Raw genomic sequence first — 17,819 nt, 5'->3', positions numbered from 1 at the left:
TAGCCATTTTACCACTGCATACAGGACTAGCCTATCGAATGAGCACCAGGTTTAATAAAAAAGTGAAATAAAACTATAATGGCCTAATCAGCCAAGAAGATGGTTGTGATCTTTATTCTGGCACAGAAGCAGTCTATATAATGACAAAAAACTGCGGCGCCCAGTATGGCACCACAGTTTCATGTGTAACGATCAATCTATGGATGGATCTGCTTCATGTATGTTTTGAATTCCTCGGCGATTTCTTTGAACTTCGTATGATGCAGGTAATGTGAACCTTCCATCGGAATCATTTTGCCCTGAGCGGATTGCTTGGCTTGCTCTTCATGCAGCGGTAACCACTTTGGATTGTGCTCGTTATTGGATTGAACAAAAAGCAGCACTGGCAACTCAGGAGGATAGGAGGAGTTTTCTGCATTTTTGAAATTGGAACCCAGATGTTTGAGTTCATTCACCAACGTCGGATTAACCGAGACCTGATTCGAGATCAGATTCATCTGTTCTTTGGTGTGCTCATCGTATGCCAATGACTCATATGAATCTCCGCCCAATTTTTTGAACAATCTCATCATTCCTGATGTTTGAAGGAACCGCATCGATTTCAGAGGCAATTTGACATCCATGCCGGGTTGATTGGGAACACTGCTGTCGATTCCGACAAAAGCAGTAACTTCATCCGGATAATTGTTCACATAGGATACGCCGTAAAGTCCCGTGATGGAATGTCCCATCAGAATATAACGGTCAAGACCGAGCTGTTGTACAGCTTCATGAATTTCGCTCACGATATTCTCGGTAGTTCGTTCTTTGTCCGTTTTATCGCTAAGTCCATAGCCGAATGGCTCAATTGCCACGACTTTATATTCAGAAGTCAGCTCATCGATCAACAATTTGAAATCCAGTACAGGCGACGGGGTCCCTTGTCCAGGGAGTAGCACAATGGTCTGTTCTCCGCTGCCTTGAATGGAGACATTCATATTTTTCCCATCGACTTTAACATACTGTCCGTATGATTCAATGTTCTTCTTCTCAATTCCATTACTGATGGCATTCACGACAAACACGATGCCCATGAATAACACGAGTGCCCCAACAATACCTCCAATTATTTTCAACCATAGTTTCCGCTTCTTGCGGCTCTTGGTTTTCGTTACGTTTGTATCCACTGTTTCTTCCACATTCATCTTCTCCTGTCTGTATATCTGTAGTGCCACCTTCGCGACTTATTCAAAGTATAATCGTATAAAATGTCCTCAACGTGACGGCAATATGAACGGAATATGAACAGATTAAATAATCGGGTTTAATTCATGAGAGAGATATCTACATATAATACTATTTTGTCCGATATTTAACTAGTTGCGACGGATACCCATCCGTTTTTACTCATTTGCTCATTTAATTTCCTTTTTTAACACATCAAGAACTTGTAAAGATCAAAAAAGCCGCTAATTTAGCGACTTTTGAGCCAATATGAATAGGAATCCGGATGCCACTTATGTGGCTAACTTATTTCTGCAGTTTATAATGTCTCTCCGTGACTTGCAATGCATTCCTTGTACCAATAGAACGAATCTTTTCTTAACCGTCGCAACGTACCGTTTCCGTCATTGTCTTTATCGACATAGATTAGACCGTATCTCTTCTTCATCTCGCCCGTTCCTGCACTGACAAGATCTATACATCCCCATGGGGTGTAACCCATCACTTCCACTCCATCTTCAAGGATTGCCTTTTTCATTTCTTCTACATGCTGTCTAAGGTAATCGATTCGATAGGGGTCATGCACAGAGTCATCCGCATCGACTGTATCTACTGCACCCAGACCATTCTCCACGATAAAAAGTGGAATTTGGTACTTATCGTACAACCAGTTTAGCGTAATCCGAAGACCAACCGGATCAATCTGCCATCCCCATTCACTGGCCGGTAACAGGGGGTTTTTGTAACCACTGATCTCATTACCCTCACTCTTGTTCTGGTCACTTGGATTAGCCATGACAACAGAGCTGGAGTAATAACTGAATCCGATATAATCTACAGTGCCTTCGCTTAGCATCTGTTCATCCTCAGCCGCAGTCTGGATCTCCAATTGATGCTGCTCCAGAAAAGTATAATACGAACGAGGGTACTTGCCTCTTACATGAACATCCAGGAAAAGATAGGCTTGCTGAAGCTTCTTGACATGCGCCAACACATCATTCGGATCACAGGTTGCTGCATAAGACGTTGGATGAAGGAACATGCCGCCTATTACAAATTCGGGATTGATTTCTTTCCCAAGCTTGACCGCCCTGGCACTGGCTACCAGCATATAATGCGCCGCCTGATACATCGTCTGGAGCTTGTTTTCCCCTTCAGCCCACTGGATACCTCCAGGTTTCCATGGCTTCCGAGCAATCATATTGATTTCATTAAAGGTCATCCAGTACTTAACCTTCGTACGATATCTTGTATATACAGTTTCACAATAGGTGAGATAGAAGTCAATCAATTTCCGATTACGCCATCCCCCATATTCGGTCACCAGATGATAAGGCATTTCAAAGTGAGAAATAGTGACAACCGGCTGAATTCCGTAGGCCAAACAGGTGTCAAACAAGTCATCGTAGAATGCCAGCCCTTCCTCATTCGGCTCTGTTTCATCTCCGTTCGGGAATATCCGTGTCCAGGCGATACTGGTTCGAAAGCACTTGAATCCCATTTCATGAAATAGCTTGATGTCTTCTTTGAATCGGGAATAAAAGTCACTTGCTTCATGGGTTGGATAGTAAACGTTCTCTTCAATTCCCTGTGTGATTCTCCGCTCCACGCCATGCGTGGCAGATGTCATAACATCTGCGACACTAACACCCTTGCCTCGCTGGTTCCAGCCACCTTCAACCTGATTGGCCGCTACAGCACCTCCCCACAGGAAGTCTTCTGATAACTTACTCATTACTTTGACCTCCTCTAGGCATGAATGCGTAACAATACCTCATTGTTTGCCACTCGATTGGTAGCAACTTGCTCAACACTCTGATATTCAAATGAATTCGAAATAATAATCGGAACGACTGTATCAAATCCTGCCGCTCGAATAGCTTCATGATCATATTCAATCAGCAAGTCACCCTGTTTAATGATCTGATCTTGCTGCACATGTGCAGTAAAGTGCTTGCCTTTCAATTTGACCGTGTTAATACCTACATGCACCAGCATCTCGACACCATCATCGGACATCAGGCCGATCGCATGTTTGGTGGGGAATAAGGATATAACCTTACCATCGAATGGAGCGTATACTTTTCCATCCACAGACTCAACCGCTGCTCCACTGCCTAAAGCAAAGATTGGATCGTCGATTTCAGCTATATTTTTAATCATTCCATTAATAGGCGAGTCAATCGTCCGTGTTCCGGTCAGCGGAACCATCTCGCTCAATCCAGCGCTATTGGTTGAGGACGTATGCATCGCGGAAGTTGTGGCAATGGCACTGGCTGATGTAGCTGCCCCACGACCTGCCCCATTATCATTTGCTATTGCTGGAATTTCCTCTTCGATCCCCCAGATCAGCACTGCGACTAAAGCAAGAGTAATACTGATAACCACACCGATAATGATATGAATGTAACTGTCTGCAATATAGGTTGGCAGTGCCAAAATTCCCGGCAAAATCAGAGCCGTTGCTCCGCCACCCCAGAAATTGATATAGGCTGCTCCAATACCTCCAGCTAACATTGCGCAGATAAAAGGTCTTTTATATTTCAGATTGAATCCAAAGATCGCCGGTTCTGTAATACCAAACATAGCGGTTATACCGCTGGATAATGCGCTAGATTTGCTGGCTCTGTGTTTCAATAACAGGAATACGCCGAGACAAGCTCCCGCTTGAGCTAGATTTCCTGTCAAGTTGGCTGGGGAAATAACGGAGTAGCCGTATTCCGCAATCAACTGGCTATTAATGGGTGTAATGGCATAGTGCATGCCAAATATAATGAGCAACGGTCTGAATGTTCCGAATAAGAAAGCGCCAATAACGCCATTCACTGTATATAGATACGTAACAATTTGGGCTACACCACTGCCGAAGTATGTGCCAATCGGTCCGAACACAATCAATCCAAGCGGAACCATGATGAACAGTACGATCATTGGCACAAACAAAATTTTGAACATATCCGGGATGCGTTTATTCACAAACCGATATACATAACTCATTACCCAGACTGAAATGATAATTGGAATAATGGTTGATTTATAATTCACGAGCAGCAGCGGAAGTCCGAAAAAGCTCAGGCTGGTGACGCCGGTTTCAGCTGCCTGTGCTGCTCCATCCATTATGGTTGGATACATGTAGGCTCCCGCCAGGGCGATAGCAAGATACTCATTTGTTTTGAATTTCTTGGCTGCGCTGACTGCGAGAAAGAAGGGAAAGAAATAGAAAATGAGATCACTGATCAGATTAAACGTTTGATACGCACCGCTTGTCTTCTCAAGAAGGTTCATTGTAGTCAAAATAGCCAATACTGACTTGACCATACCGCAGCCGATCAATACAGGAATAACTGGGCCGAATATACCTGCAATCGTTTCCACGATTCTGGAAATTACATTCTTCTTCTGTTGTACTCCTTTGACTTCGATATCTTGATTTTCCAGATCAAGTGTTTCACTAACCGCGTCAAATACCGTTTTGACTTTAGCACCAATGATGATCTGCAGCTGACCACTATTAAACTGGGCCCTCAGAACACCTTCCAGTCGATCAAGCGCTTTCAAATTGACCAGAGATTCATCTTTTACATTGAATCTCAGTCTTGTCGCACAATGTGTAGCATACGTAATATTATCCTGACCGATATTAGCGATAATCTCCTTCGCCAAATCCTCTGTTTTCATACTTTCCCCCGCCTTCTTAGCTGTCTTTACTTGCCACCGGCAAAATGGTATAACATCTTCTCGCGTAGAGCTGATGTATCCTTACCGAAAATTTCTGCAATTTTGTATGCAAACGGATATGGGGTTGCTGGACCCTGGCTTGTAACAATGTTCTGATCTGCTACAACGACTTCATCTCTGAAGATCCCCCAATCAATTTTTCAGCGTAACCTACATATCCCGTAACCTGTTTGCCGTCAATCACCTTGGCATCAGATAAAACAACTGTCCCTGAACACATCGCAGCGATATACTTGTTATTTTCGTTAAAGTATTGCACCATCTTAATGACGTCCGGGTTCTCCTTCAGGTTTTGTCCACCTGGACGACCACCTGGCAAAACGACCATGCTATATTCTTTGACTTCATCCCCGAAAGGCTTATCTGCTTCAACATAGATTCCGTGCATGCCCTTAACCAGTTTATCGCCGAAATAAAACGTATCACAGGTCAACCCTGCTCTTCTCAGAATATCTACGATGGTCAATGTTTCGCCTTCTTCATAACCTTCTGCCATCAATACAGCTACTTTACTCATCATGTTGATTCCCTCCTATTCAGCATCAAATGCATTGAAATATACCATCCGGTTTTTGACAGCCATACTGTCCCCACCCAGCGCATCAACCAATGCGTAAGCAAATGCATACGTTGTTGCGGGTCCACGGCTTGTAATCAAGTTGCCATCAATGACAACAATGTCTTCCTTGAATGTACCGCTGGTTTCAATCTTCTGTTCATAACCTACATATGCAGTGTAATTCTTGCCTTCCAACAGACCTGCTTTGCCCAGAGCAAGAGGTGCTGCACAGATTGCCCCTACATATTTGCCAGCCTGATTCATTTCTTGAAGCAGCTTGATCACTCGATCATCATCACGCAGGTTTGCAGCTCCTGGCATGCCTCCCGGTAGCACGATCATATCGTAATGTTTAATTTCGTCATTGATTATGGCATCTGCCTTGACAACGATATTGTGACTGCCTCGAACTAGTTCCACTCCAGTACTAATCAGGTGACACTCCATATGAGCACGTCTCAAAATATCCACAATGGTCAGTGTTTCACTTTCTTCAAATCCTTCTGCCATCATCACTGCAATTTTACTCACGTTCACACCCTCCTATTTATTCAAAATTCAGTAGGCATTCAATGCCCCGATCACACAGACAACCATTCAGTTGCTGCGAATACATTCATAATTTAGCATAGATAAACGCAACCCTAAAGCACATTTACATTGCTTGTATGTAACTATTAGTTGCAGTGTAGTTCAACTATTACTATGATTACATCAGGGTAGAGAGGATATCATCTCAGGAGGTTATCATGTTAAATAACTATAAATATTTTCTGGTTCTGTCCGAGGAATTAAATATTTCCAATGCGGCTAAACGTCTATATATTTCCCATCAGTCGTTGAGCAAATACTTAAAAGGATTGGAAGAAAAGCATGGCGTTGCTTTTTTTGAAAGGAAACCCAAAATAGCTTTAACGACAGCAGGAAAAATTATGCAAAACACGCTACGTCAGATCGAGCTTCTGGATCAAAACATGGAGAATCAACTTACTGACCTTAAAGAGGATAAGTCAGGAACGATTCATTTTGGTATTACAGAAGGTCGCTACCCGATCATCGTTCCTAAGCTCTTAAAGGAGTTTCATACCCTTCATCCCAAGGTGGAGCTCATCATCTACCGTACAACGTCACCACAGATGCAGGAGATGGTGCTGAATAATTCGCTGGATCTGTTCCTGTCCGGTGTTGACAATATCGTGACTCATAACTTGAAATATGAAACCATTATCCATGAGCAGATGTATATTGTGATCTCTGACCATTTGCTGAAGCGGTATTTTTCAGAACAATATCCCGGTTGTATAGAGACGTTTGCACACGGTGCTGACTTGAGTCTGTTTCAACATGTACCTTTTGTTCTGAATAAGAAAAACTTCAATTCTCGTATTCTGCTTGACAAACATCTGTCTGAAAGAGGTATTTCGCTGAATTGTATCAATGAGTTGACTCAACCAGACATCCATCATCTTCTGTGCGCTGAAGACTATGCTGCCAGTTTTTGTCTGACCATGTACCTTACCGGAATCAATGCACTAAATAATTCTACAAATACAAACTCCCATCTCCACGTGTTTCCTATTTCTGATTTTTCATATCTCAATCCGTTGGCGTTGATATATCATAAAAATAAAATGTTTCCTACCTATACCGAGGATTTGAAAAAGATTATTAAACGATACTGCAGCCATGCATCACTACCCAATGAAGTCACTTGATTCACAGGCAGCGCGTCCATGTGCATACAAAGGTTGAGTTGGTGCAGTTAACTTCTGCTTGAGTTGAACATCATCATCACTTTATATTTTGTTATGTAAACTTCATGTGTATTACGGGGTGAAGTCAAAATAACGAGGTGAACTGTTGTGAAATATATGATTGTTGAGCTTGCGGATTATGTAACCCGTCTTCAATATGAAGATCTATCCGAAAGGGCAATTGAGGTAGGCAAACAGGCTATACTGGACTCTTACGGGAACATGGTGTTTGGTCGATACTCTGAAGCAAGTGAACGCATTATGGAATATGCACAATTGGCAGATACCGTTATCCAAAAAGAAGATTTGGTTTCGCTGATTGGTGAACAGGACATCCGGACCAGCTCGGATACAGCGGTGTTTGTACATACGATGATGGCTCGTTGTGCAGATCTGGATGATGGTTATCGTCATGCCATGGGGCACCCAGGTTCCGTTCTCGTTCCCCTGCTGCTCAGTGTCGCCCAGTTGCACCAAGCGGATGGCAAACAGATGATTACTGCGATTGTTGCAGCGTATGACGTGTACGCCCGATTGGGCGAGGCCATTAATCCGTTTATGTATCGGGAACGAGGTTTTGATGCAACGGGGGTATGTGGTGCAGTTGCAGCAGCTGCGTTAGTATCCAAGTTAACCAAAGCGAATGCAGCTCAAACCAAGGATGCTATGGGAATTGCTTCCCTGTTTACCGGAGGGTTAATTGAATACCAGAACGACGGAACTTCAGGTAAAATACTGTGCAGTGGATGGGCTGCTCTAACTGGTTTGAGAGCGGTAAGACTGGCTTCTTGTGGATTTACTGGCCCGGATGCCGCAATTGAAGGGAAATATGGATTCTTCCAAGCTTTTCAGGGTACGAGTGGTTATTGTGACTCAAGTCAGGTGCTAAAGAACCTGGGTCAGGATTTTAAAATTACCGACATCTATTTCAAACGTCATGCTTGTCAGAGGGGGCTTCATGCAACGCTTGATGCCGTGCTTGAACTGCGAGAAAGGTATGATTTAACACCTTCGAAGATTAAGTCGGTGGACGTGAGAACATCTTCATTTGTCTATCGTTTAGCCAATCCCAACCCCACAACGGCTATTGGTGCGCAGGCGAGCACTCAATTCACTTCTGCCGTAGCTCTCAAATATGGTCGTATGGATTCAGAGAATTTAATTTTTAGAAGCTTTGAAGATCCCGAGGTTCAAGAATTGGTGCAAAAAATTACAGTGACCAAGGATGAGGGAGTTCAACAGTATTTGGCTGAGAACCCGACACATTTTTGTGCAGCGCGTGTTGTTCTGAGAACGCATGAAGGGAATTCATATGAAAAATGGATGCCTCTTCCTCTTGGTGATATGGGGACACCTTTTGGTTGGGATATGCTTGAACAAAAATTCAATCATTTGATCGCAGATACACCGTGCGAGAGAACCAAACAGGCCAGATTTGACCTGATTAGAGAGCTTGAGAAGGTAAACAATATCCATATGCTCTTCCGCTTCTAAGTAAAAATTCTAAATGTGATTCAGCCCTACCTTTCTCAATCCAGTTCCATTTCACTTAACCAAAAAGAGAACTGCTTTGATACAAGCAGTTCTCTTTTTAGTAAACCGTTTCCTAGTGGTCGAGGAATACAAGCTGGATGAAGAACAATATCGCAAAAATGTAGAAAATCGGATGAACGTCCTTACCTTTGCCACGAAGCAGCTTGAGTACCGGATAGAAGATGAACCCTACGCCGATGCCTGTCGCAATACTGTGCGTCAGCGGAGTAAGTATGATGATCAGGAAGGCAGGAAATGCTTCTTCGAGATCTTTCCAATTGATTTTTCCGATTACATTAATCATAAAGAAACCAACGATAATCAATGCTGGAGAAGTGATCGCTGGAATGCCTGATATGACACTTACGATCGGTGTAAAGAATAACGTAAGCCCAAGCAGTACACTTACCGTTACCGCCGTCAGTCCCGTTCTTCCTCCTGCAGCTACCCCTGTGCTGGACTCAATATAAGCCGATGTTGGGCTTGTACCGAGCAAAGCACCCGAGGTAGTCCCTACAGCATCCGCCAACAATGCACCACGCGAGCGTGGAAATTTACCTTCCTTTAGCAGTCCTGCTTGTTCTGCAACACCGAGCATCGTGCCCGTTGTATCAAACAGCGTGATCAGCAGGAATGTGAATATGATCGTATATAAGCCATTAGAGAATACGCCTGCCAGATCTAGTTGTAATGCTGTTGATGCAAGGCCCTGCGGCATGGAAACAATGGACTCAGGCATTTGGAATAGGCCCATTATCCATGCTAATACGGCTGTAATCACCATTCCAATAAACAGATAACCCTTTACATTGTAAGCCATAAGAACAACAGTAATCACCAATCCGATAATGGTCAGATAAGTCATTGGCTGCGCCAAGTTCCCGAGTGTAATCAAATTGGATTCGGAAGCGGCGATGATACCCGCATTTTGCAGACCTACCGTGGTGATGAACAATCCGATCCCTGCCGTTATGGCATGCTTTAAGGTCGCAGGGATTGCATCAAGCAACATGTAGCGGAATGAGGTTAGTGATAAAACGATAAACAAAAGCCCTGCTATGAACACCGCTCCCAGTGCAACCTGCCAAGATACGCCGTAACCGGCAACTACACTATATGCAAAAAATGCATTTAAGCCCATTCCAGGCGCAATAACGATTGGATAATTGGACCATAACCCCATGATCAGAGTTCCCACAATACTTGCCAGTACCGTTGCTATGAATACTCCATTGAAGTCCATTCCTGTACTGCTGAGTATTCCTGGGTTTACGATAACTATGTATACCATTGTGAAGAATGTTGTAACCCCTGCGATGATTTCAGTGGGAATGCTCGTGCCTCTTTCTTTTAGTTTGAACCATTTGTCCATGATAAAGCCAGCCTCCAACCTTCAAATTATACTCCTAAGCTAAAAACAAAAAATCCTAAGCTTCATATAGGATTGTAATATTAACGCTCCTATATTCGTTGTTAGGATTAAAGATTTAACAGCTATGCTCTAAACGAAACATAAAGATACTCATATCTGTTTTAACCTGAAGTCCATTTCGTATTTTAATTAAAATAACAAGCGATGTCAACGATTTAACGATTTGTTCACAGTTATTTACGAACTATATATACCTTATAACTCGTGTTCATTCGTTTTCAGAACATAGTATGTACTTATTGCTCAATGTCCCTAGCATATGAAGAAAGACTGCCAGCAATGTTCACTGACAGTCTTTTGCTTAATTCGTAGTAGGTTTCTCTTCATATTCGCTGGATAATTCTTTTAGCGATTTGATTTTACCATGGGGATGCTGTTCTTGCTTTCGTGACTTCCAGGCAGCTTCTTTTCGTTTCTTCTGGTCAGCCATAAAAGATATCCTCCTCTGGAAACTGAGATATATACTACCTCTTTATGATGTCACTCTAAGGTAACTTTATTCCATGTTTTTTAGGTGCTAAGAGGATTAGGCAAGCATGTAAGATGAATTAGATATCTGTTTCTGAATCAGGAATGGCATAATATAGACAAGCTATAACTTTGAGGGATAATACATGAAAAAAGTAATTTTAAATAATCGTGTTGAGATGCCGATTCTCGGCTTTGGCGTTTTTCAGATTGCAGATGCAAACGAGTGTGAATAAAGTGTTATAGATGCCATATCGGCAGGTTACCGACTCATTGACACAGCCGCTTCTTACCTAAACGAGGAAGCCGTTGGTAGAGCAATCAAACGTAGTCGTGTGGTCAGAGAAGAATTATTTGTTACGACGAAACTTTGGGTTCAGGATACGGGTTATGAACGTACAAAATTAGCATTTGAAAAATCCTTGGAAAGATTACAGTTGGACTATTTGGATTTGTATTTAATTCATCAGCCTTTTGGAGATGTACATGGCTCTTGGCGCGCAATGGAAGAGTTATATCGAGAAGGAAAAGTACGTGCAATCGGAACTTCCAGCCGGATCGTCTGATGGATTTGATTCTGCAAAACGAAGTAACTCCTGCTGTAAACCAGGTCGAAACGCACCCCTTCAACCAGCAGATCTTAACTGAACAATTCATGAAAGAAAACAATGTTCAGATCGAATCATGGGCACCTTCGTGGTCATTCCAAAATCAGTTCGTAAAGAAAGAATTATGGAAAACATCAATATCTTTGATTTCGAATTAAGCCAAGAAGATATCAAGTCGATTACTGCGCTAGATACCAAACAGAGCCTCTTCTTCTCCCATAACGATCCTGAAATGGTGAAATGGATTAGTAATCGTAAACTGGATATCTAAATATGTATCCAAGCAAATCGATAAAGTTCAAGTTCTGATCTTGCTCTTGCTTGGGATGTGGGCTTGGTTCTTTATACTACTAAAAGCCGCTATTATAGCGGCTTTTGTGTGTGGTACGATGTGCTGGTCGGGTTCTATTTCGCACCAGCCCGTACCAAAATTCCTTCAATTTCCTTAAAGCCTTTATTCTTCGCATGGCTGAGCGGTGACACCCCATCACGATCGGGTATGTTGACGTCTGATCCGTGGTCAATGAGCAATTGAATTGTCTCCTGCTGCTGTGCATTGCCATCATTAAGAATGATCGCTTCCAGCAGTGCTGTCCATCCCAATAGATTCACTTGGTCCACATTCACTGAAGTTTGGATCAGAAGTTCTCGTACTACTTCCACATATCCATGCTCCGAAGCTGGAATAAGTGCAGTCCCTCCATATCGATTCGTTATCGCCGGGTCCGCTTCCGCCTCAATCGTTAACTTCAAGATATCCAAGTATCCTTCAGCGCCAGCATACAGGAACGGATTATTCTTCATATTGTCCTGTATATTCACATCTGCACCCGCTTTAATTAACACGTTAGCTGATGTTAGATCATTATTGTAGGTTGCAATCATGGCAGCCGTTCGTCCACTCTGATCTTGAGCATTGATATTGGCGCCTGCTTGAATCCATTGTTCGATACGTTCAGTGTCACTGTCCTCCACTGCCTTGAACAGCTCTTCATCTGCTGAAGTCATGGTCTTTTCCTCCGCATTTGAGTCGTTTTTCACTTCAGGGACACAGCCTTGGACGATAAACATACTGCTTATTAGGATAATGATAATCAGTGACTTACTCATTCTACCCTCCTTACTGCAGTGTCACGGTAACCGAAGAAGCGACACTCCAATCCCCAACTGGATGTATTGTATACGTAGTACCTGGAGTCAACTTCCCATCATTCGTGATGTCGAAGATACCCGTCGCACCTTTTCGACTTGAATATTTATAAGTAGCCGTCACAACATCCCCGCTAGGTGGAGTTAACGTTACACTTCGACCAGAGAACAGTTCATCCTCAGGATCTTGGACAAGCGTAACTTCAATGGCGGTTTCACTCAGTGCTTGGACACTTGCAATCTCCAATGCATCAAACGATTTCGCTGTAAATGAAGCATTTTCGAGGTTCGCCCAATCCGAAGAAACGGTATATGTGACACCTGATTTCAGCGTTTGTCCTTCAGGTAAACGGAACTTTGGTTCTTGTTTACCGTCTGTGGATTGCGTGAACGGAACATATCTGGCAACAATTGGCTCGCCATCTTGTGGCGTAATTACAACTTGTCTTGCCTGCATGGAAGAGATGATTTGAAGCGTTTTGCCTCCTGCTTGCTCCTGATCATTCAGCACGAATGCATTAGCTCCTCTACCACCACTGTAAGCCGATATAATATAACCGTAATCCACTACACCGTTTTCTTGCAGGGCTTCAATCTCGAATGTATCATTCGTTACTTGACTAGCCGTTTTCATGTTTATTTTCGTGCCATTGCCTTCAAAGGAACCAGTATCTTGGCCTTTGTAAGTCAGGCTGTACACTTTATCAGCATCTTGTACGGAAGTTGGGACGATGTAAGTCGCAATCGACCCTGTTTTCAAGCGGGGCATATTGGTCAAAGTTAGCCCACCACTGAACGCAAAGTCCGTTTGTGCCTTGGTAAAAGCCTCATCTGCTGCTGTCAGCGGCTTGTCGAATGTGACGATTAACGTAATGGCATTAAGCGATCTAACGCTCTCAATTTGAGCTTGCTCCGAAGGAATAGCTTGGTGTGCGGTTTGCAACAACACTGCTGCTTCGCCGCGCGTTGCTGGACCGTTCTCGGCGTAAAATTCACTCATCCAATGGTGAACGGACTTTACATCACGCTGCATCGCTTTGGATACGACCTGTTCGAGTTCAGCATCCGATACATGAGTTTGTGGATTGAATTGTCCATCATTCGTCTGCATGATGCCGAGTTCAACAAGCTTTGACGCATATGGCGCATACCATGCATTAGGACTAACATCTGTTAATTGTACGGTGTCTCCCGTCTTGCTCTCCAAATTAAACGTTTTGAAAACCAATGTGGCTAACTCCGCCCGGGTAATTGCTCGATGTTCACCCATAGATTCATCTGCATACCCGTTCATGATCCCCAAGCTATTCAGTTCCTTGATAGCAGTTTCAATCTGCTGTGGGGTGAGTTGTGCAGTTGTTGCCGCAATGTTAGTAACGTATGTAGCTGCATGTACTTGATTCGCAGTTAGTGGGAACACTGCTGTACCTAATGCAGTTATGGTTAGAAATGTAGCGATTTTGCGTGTTGTAGAATTCATGGTTGAATTCCTCCTCTATAGGTTGTAGGTGCCTGTATCTATAGAATAGAGGACAAAAAGAAACTCCCAAGGACAAAATGATTAACAAATTATAAACTGGATCTAAAATTTTACGAAACTTATGCAGTAAATCGGTAGCCCGCGCCCCAGACGGTTTCAATGTACTCTGGTTTTTTGGGGTCTGTCTCCAACTTCCCTCGCAATTTGCGAATATGGACGGTAACTGTGGCAATGTCTCCGGTGGAATCCATGCCCCAGATGCGCTCGAATAGATCAGATTTGCTGTATACACGATTGGGATGACTCGCAAGAAATACAAGTAGCTCGAACTCCTTCGTTGTAATGGCCACCTCTTCACCATTAACGAAAACACGGCGTGAGCCTTTGTCGATGTGAAGCCCACGGATATGTATTTCATCCTGCTGGGCTGGCTTGTTTTTGCCAAGTAGTCTCTCGTATCGGGTCAAATGGGCCTTGGCTCGTGCTACCAATTCACTTGGGCTAAATGGTTTTGTAATAAAATCATCCACTCCCAGATTGAACGTCCGAATCTTATCGATTTCTTCCTTTTTCGCAGAAACGACAAGGATGGGTACCTCCTTCACCTCGCGAATGCGCCTGCAACATTCGAACCCGTCGAGTCCAGGGAGCATCAGATCAATAATGATCAGGTCGTAGTTTCCCTCCAGTGCTTGCTTCAGTCCTTTATCACCGGTATGGCAGAGATCCACGGTAAATCCGTTGAGTTCAAAGTAATCCCGTTCCAGTTCAGCAATCGTTATCTCGTCTTCAATGATCAAAATGTTCGCCATTACTCATTAGTCCCTCTCTTCATTCAGCCGTTTCAGTTTGATATATATGCTCGCGCCATTATTGGGCTGGCTTTCAGCCCAGATAATCCCCCCATGTCCATCAATGATTTGGCGGGCAATTGCTAGTCCGAGCCCACTTCCGCCCGTTGAGGAATTGCGGGATTGTTCTGCACGATAGAATCGTTCAAATATATAAGGTAGTGCCTCTTCAGGTATTCCCCTGCCATTATCTTTGAACGCCATCGTGATCCATTTCTCATCAGCTTGAAGTGTAATCTCGAATCGTTTGTGTTCATTCTCCAAGTATTTGAGTGCATTATCCACCACATTGACAACGGTACGTTTCAACTTTTCCGGGTCCACAGCAGCCATAGCGGGGCCAGACACCTGATTATTCCACTCCAAGGCAACACCTTTGTCTTCCAGATCGTATCTCAACTCTTCAATACTATCTTCAAGGAAATCAACAAGATCAACTGCCTTGAACAAGAAAGGCTCTTGGTTCAAGTCGAGCTTTGAATACAAAAACAGTTCATCCACCAGCTTATCCATACTAACTGCTTTGGAGTGAATGATATTAACGTAACTCTCCATTTTCTCGGGAGTATTAGCCACCCCATCACGAATACCCTCAATATAACCTTTGATATTGGTGATCGGCGTACGGAGATCATGCGAAATGTTGGAAATAAGCTCTTTGCGGTTCGCTTCGTCTTGCTGACGTAACGCATAAGAGCGCTGCAATTGATTCCGCATGCTCTCAAACGCTTCGCTAAGTTGTCCAACTTCGTCATTGGAGTTTAACTGAAGCTCAAAGGATAGGTTACCCTCCTTAATATGTTCGGCTGAACTTCGTAGTTGATTCAGTGGCTTAATGAAGCTGCGAGTGATCCAACGGAACAAGAGCAGATTGGTGATAATGAGGACACCGATAAGCAGGAGTGACATTACAGGTAGCAGTTTGCGAGTAAGCTCCGCAAAGGGACTCTTCTCACGAATGACGAAGATACTCCCCCGTTCCCGGTCTGAATATTGAAAATCAAATTTCGCATACGCGTAGAACCGCTCACCAATATTGAATGTGCTCCGAATCTGATAATTGTTAAGATCATAGGCAGGCAGTGCTTGCTTCAGTTGCGGCTGGTTGAAGGTCAGCGATTCGAAGATCTGACTATTCTCCCGTCTGACGTAGAGCCCTGACTTCTCAGCTCTTAGCTTCATGTCATATTCACGCAACAAAACCTTGTTCTGCAGGTCGTCCGGGTCATTTTTAGCCAGAAACTTCATCTCTTGAAAGATCGATTCTCCCTGTTCAGTCAGTGGGTTGATCTGATAATGTACTTTGTATATATCGCGAAAACTCTGCAGATCACCTGTGGCCGCAATCGTATACAGACTTGCTGTAAGCAGGATGAACAGCAGACTTATAACGAGCATGCCCGTGAAGGACAGCAACATTTTTATTCGAATGGACATGGGTTCCCCTTCTCAAGCAAGCATTTGGTTTAGTTAGTGCACATGTTAACACAAGATGGATTCTATTGCCCATATGTAAAAATGAGGTTTCGTATTCTCATAATTGTTGAAGAGTGGTTATTTTGTATATTAACAATGATAATCGTTATCAATAGTGTAAAATAAGACGATAACGATTGATTGTAGATCAGTGGCAAACACTATTGAAATGAGGTACGAAATGTGAAAGTAGACGTTAATCAGTTAGCAGCGCATTTTGCACACATTCCTTTTCAAGTAGAAGGAGTATATCGATATGCTAGAAATCCAGGCGTGCCCCACGCTGACTATACCGATGCTTTTCCTGGATTTGTATTTCCTCTGACAGGAAAGATTCAATTCCAATTTGATGGTTCACCCTATATTTTCTCACCAGGAAAAGTTGTACATGGCGGTGCAAAAATGAAACTGGATCAAACCGTGTCTAATAACTCGGAGTGGGAATATATCCTGGTTTTATACCGAATATGTAGTTCCGGCCTTGAAGAATCAAGCTTTTCACATCAGCATTTTGAATTATCAACGGGCCAATCCCCTCGTCTGATCGAATTAATTATGCGTCTTTGGCATGTGTACAACCAGGGTGGAGGTATTTCAAGGTTTCAGACCGAGATGCTGTTTCGCGATGTACTGAATGAAACCTTATTATGTGTTGATCATAGGCAAAATAGTTGTGAATCAGATGCTTTGTTTGAACGGGTTTCTAGCTATATCCAAGAATACTATGATCAAAATCTGACCATTGCATCGCTTGCAGAACAAAACAACGTTAATCGAAATCGACTTTCCTACGTGTTTAGAAGACATGCGGGTATGGGTCCAGCAGAATATATATTGAAATATCGTATAAACATGGCACAACAGATGCTACTGGCAAGTGATGCATCTGTCCAACACATTGCTGACACCGTTGGCATTGCCGACCCCTTTTATTTTAGTAGAGTGTTCAAGAAACAAATGGGCATGTCTCCTACTGAGTATCGTCAGAAGTTCATCAATAATCCATCCTGATTTCAACAAGCATCCATTTCAAACTAAAATCTAATTCCGTATACTGAACATAAAGGATTAATACACAGGAGGAGTTACGATGCACTATCAAGCTATTCAATTGAATGAGGAATTTTCGAAATTAAACGATCTTTGGTCTCCCAAACTCATTGGAGAGATGAATGACCATCAATTTAAGATCGTTAAGATTGCTGGAGATTTTGAGTGGCATGTTCATGAGGAGACCGATAAGTTGTTTTTTGTGCTCGAAGGGGAAATGATTATTGATTTTCGTGATGGACAAGTGAATATCTCTAAAGGCGAGATGTATATTGTTCCCAAGGGAGTCGAGATCAAACCTTCCGCCGAAAAGGAATGTCATATCATGTTGATGGAGCCTGGAAGCGAAGTAAACATTGGCGGGACTAAGGCCGAATAAGCATCAGTTAATGGAACCAGGATGTCAATGTGTAATCTCAAATAGAATTCAATGCCTGAAATATGAGAGAGCCGATAACCGCGTAATAGGGTTATCGGCTCTGTGTCTGTACGGATAGCTTTTTGACATGCGTTTATCA

General features: G+C 43.1%; 15 protein-coding genes and 1 pseudogene. 5 read left to right on the top strand and 11 right to left on the bottom strand.

The window, feature by feature from the left end; genetic code table 11:
- Window positions 1–197 precede the first annotated feature (197 nt).
- The 5 genes from C0Q44_RS17715 to C0Q44_RS17695 form a co-directional block, all read right to left on the bottom strand.
- Entirely contained in the window at window positions 198–1,184 is a 987-nt protein-coding gene (locus tag C0Q44_RS17715) for an alpha/beta hydrolase (RefSeq protein WP_105408606.1), read from the bottom strand.
- 338 nt (window positions 1,185–1,522) lie between these two features.
- On the bottom strand, window positions 1,523–2,938 hold the full coding sequence (locus tag C0Q44_RS17710; RefSeq protein WP_105408605.1) for a 6-phospho-beta-glucosidase: 1,416 nt from the start codon (window positions 2,936–2,938) through the stop codon (window positions 1,523–1,525).
- Between the two features lie 14 nt (window positions 2,939–2,952).
- A complete protein-coding gene (locus C0Q44_RS17705; protein WP_105408604.1) occupies window positions 2,953–4,881 on the bottom strand; it encodes a beta-glucoside-specific PTS transporter subunit IIABC in 1,929 nt (642 codons plus the stop codon).
- Window positions 4,882–5,041: 160 nt separating this feature from the next.
- The gene (locus C0Q44_RS17700) at window positions 5,042–5,461 is read right to left on the bottom strand and encodes a DJ-1/PfpI family protein (protein WP_219845188.1); all 420 of its coding nucleotides are present in this window, start codon (window positions 5,459–5,461) and stop codon (window positions 5,042–5,044) included.
- Window positions 5,462–5,473: 12 nt separating this feature from the next.
- A complete protein-coding gene (locus C0Q44_RS17695) occupies window positions 5,474–6,031 on the bottom strand; it encodes a DJ-1 family glyoxalase III (RefSeq protein ID WP_105408603.1) in 558 nt (185 codons plus the stop codon).
- Window positions 6,032–6,249: 218 nt separating this feature from the next.
- Between C0Q44_RS17695 and C0Q44_RS17690 the strand changes: the two genes are divergently transcribed.
- Window positions 6,250–7,215, top strand: a complete 966-nt coding sequence (locus tag C0Q44_RS17690; protein ID WP_105408602.1) for a LysR family transcriptional regulator — start codon at window positions 6,250–6,252, stop codon at window positions 7,213–7,215.
- A 156-nt stretch (window positions 7,216–7,371) separates the two neighbouring features.
- Window positions 7,372–8,748: an MmgE/PrpD family protein gene (locus tag C0Q44_RS17685; protein WP_258166473.1), complete on the top strand. Its 1,377-nt coding sequence runs from the start codon at window positions 7,372–7,374 to the stop codon at window positions 8,746–8,748.
- Window positions 8,749–8,860: 112 nt separating this feature from the next.
- On the opposite strand, the gene C0Q44_RS17680 is transcribed toward C0Q44_RS17685, so the two are convergent.
- Both C0Q44_RS17680 and C0Q44_RS30505 read right to left on the bottom strand, forming a co-directional pair.
- A complete protein-coding gene (locus C0Q44_RS17680) occupies window positions 8,861–10,159 on the bottom strand; it encodes an NCS2 family permease (RefSeq protein WP_105408600.1) in 1,299 nt (432 codons plus the stop codon).
- Window positions 10,160–10,520: 361 nt separating this feature from the next.
- Complete coding sequence (locus C0Q44_RS30505; protein ID WP_219845137.1) at window positions 10,521–10,649, bottom strand: DUF6254 family protein; 129 nt, start codon at window positions 10,647–10,649, stop codon at window positions 10,521–10,523.
- Between the two features lie 184 nt (window positions 10,650–10,833).
- On the opposite strand from C0Q44_RS30505, the pseudogene C0Q44_RS17675 reads away from it, so the two are divergent.
- Window positions 10,834–11,566, top strand: a pseudogene (locus tag C0Q44_RS17675) (aldo/keto reductase).
- 134 nt (window positions 11,567–11,700) lie between these two features.
- Here C0Q44_RS17675 and C0Q44_RS17670 read toward each other — a convergent pair.
- From C0Q44_RS17670 to C0Q44_RS17655, 4 genes are all read right to left on the bottom strand, one after another.
- Window positions 11,701–12,405, bottom strand: a complete 705-nt coding sequence (locus C0Q44_RS17670; protein ID WP_105408599.1) for an ankyrin repeat domain-containing protein — start codon at window positions 12,403–12,405, stop codon at window positions 11,701–11,703.
- 10 nt (window positions 12,406–12,415) lie between these two features.
- The gene (locus C0Q44_RS17665; protein WP_105408598.1) at window positions 12,416–13,924 is read right to left on the bottom strand and encodes an S-layer homology domain-containing protein; all 1,509 of its coding nucleotides are present in this window, start codon (window positions 13,922–13,924) and stop codon (window positions 12,416–12,418) included.
- A 119-nt stretch (window positions 13,925–14,043) separates the two neighbouring features.
- The gene (locus tag C0Q44_RS17660; protein ID WP_105408597.1) at window positions 14,044–14,736 is read right to left on the bottom strand and encodes a response regulator transcription factor; all 693 of its coding nucleotides are present in this window, start codon (window positions 14,734–14,736) and stop codon (window positions 14,044–14,046) included.
- Window positions 14,737–14,742: 6 nt separating this feature from the next.
- Window positions 14,743–16,212: a sensor histidine kinase gene (locus tag C0Q44_RS17655; RefSeq protein ID WP_105408596.1), complete on the bottom strand. Its 1,470-nt coding sequence runs from the start codon at window positions 16,210–16,212 to the stop codon at window positions 14,743–14,745.
- A 222-nt stretch (window positions 16,213–16,434) separates the two neighbouring features.
- Here C0Q44_RS17655 and C0Q44_RS17650 point away from each other — a divergent pair, with 222 nt between their 5' ends.
- Together C0Q44_RS17650 and C0Q44_RS17645 are read left to right on the top strand one after the other, a co-directional pair.
- On the top strand, window positions 16,435–17,262 hold the full coding sequence (locus tag C0Q44_RS17650; protein ID WP_105408595.1) for a helix-turn-helix transcriptional regulator: 828 nt from the start codon (window positions 16,435–16,437) through the stop codon (window positions 17,260–17,262).
- Window positions 17,263–17,341: 79 nt separating this feature from the next.
- Window positions 17,342–17,680: a cupin domain-containing protein gene (locus C0Q44_RS17645; RefSeq protein WP_105408594.1), complete on the top strand. Its 339-nt coding sequence runs from the start codon at window positions 17,342–17,344 to the stop codon at window positions 17,678–17,680.
- Window positions 17,681–17,819: the final 139 nt, after the last annotated feature.

Origin of the sequence: Paenibacillus sp. PCH8 (assembly GCF_002968835.1) — a bacterium.
Classification (GTDB): Bacteria; Bacillota; Bacilli; order Paenibacillales; family Paenibacillaceae; genus Paenibacillus.
The sequence above is the reverse complement of the archived record's forward strand: the minus strand, read 5'-3'. Positions and strand labels throughout refer to the sequence as shown.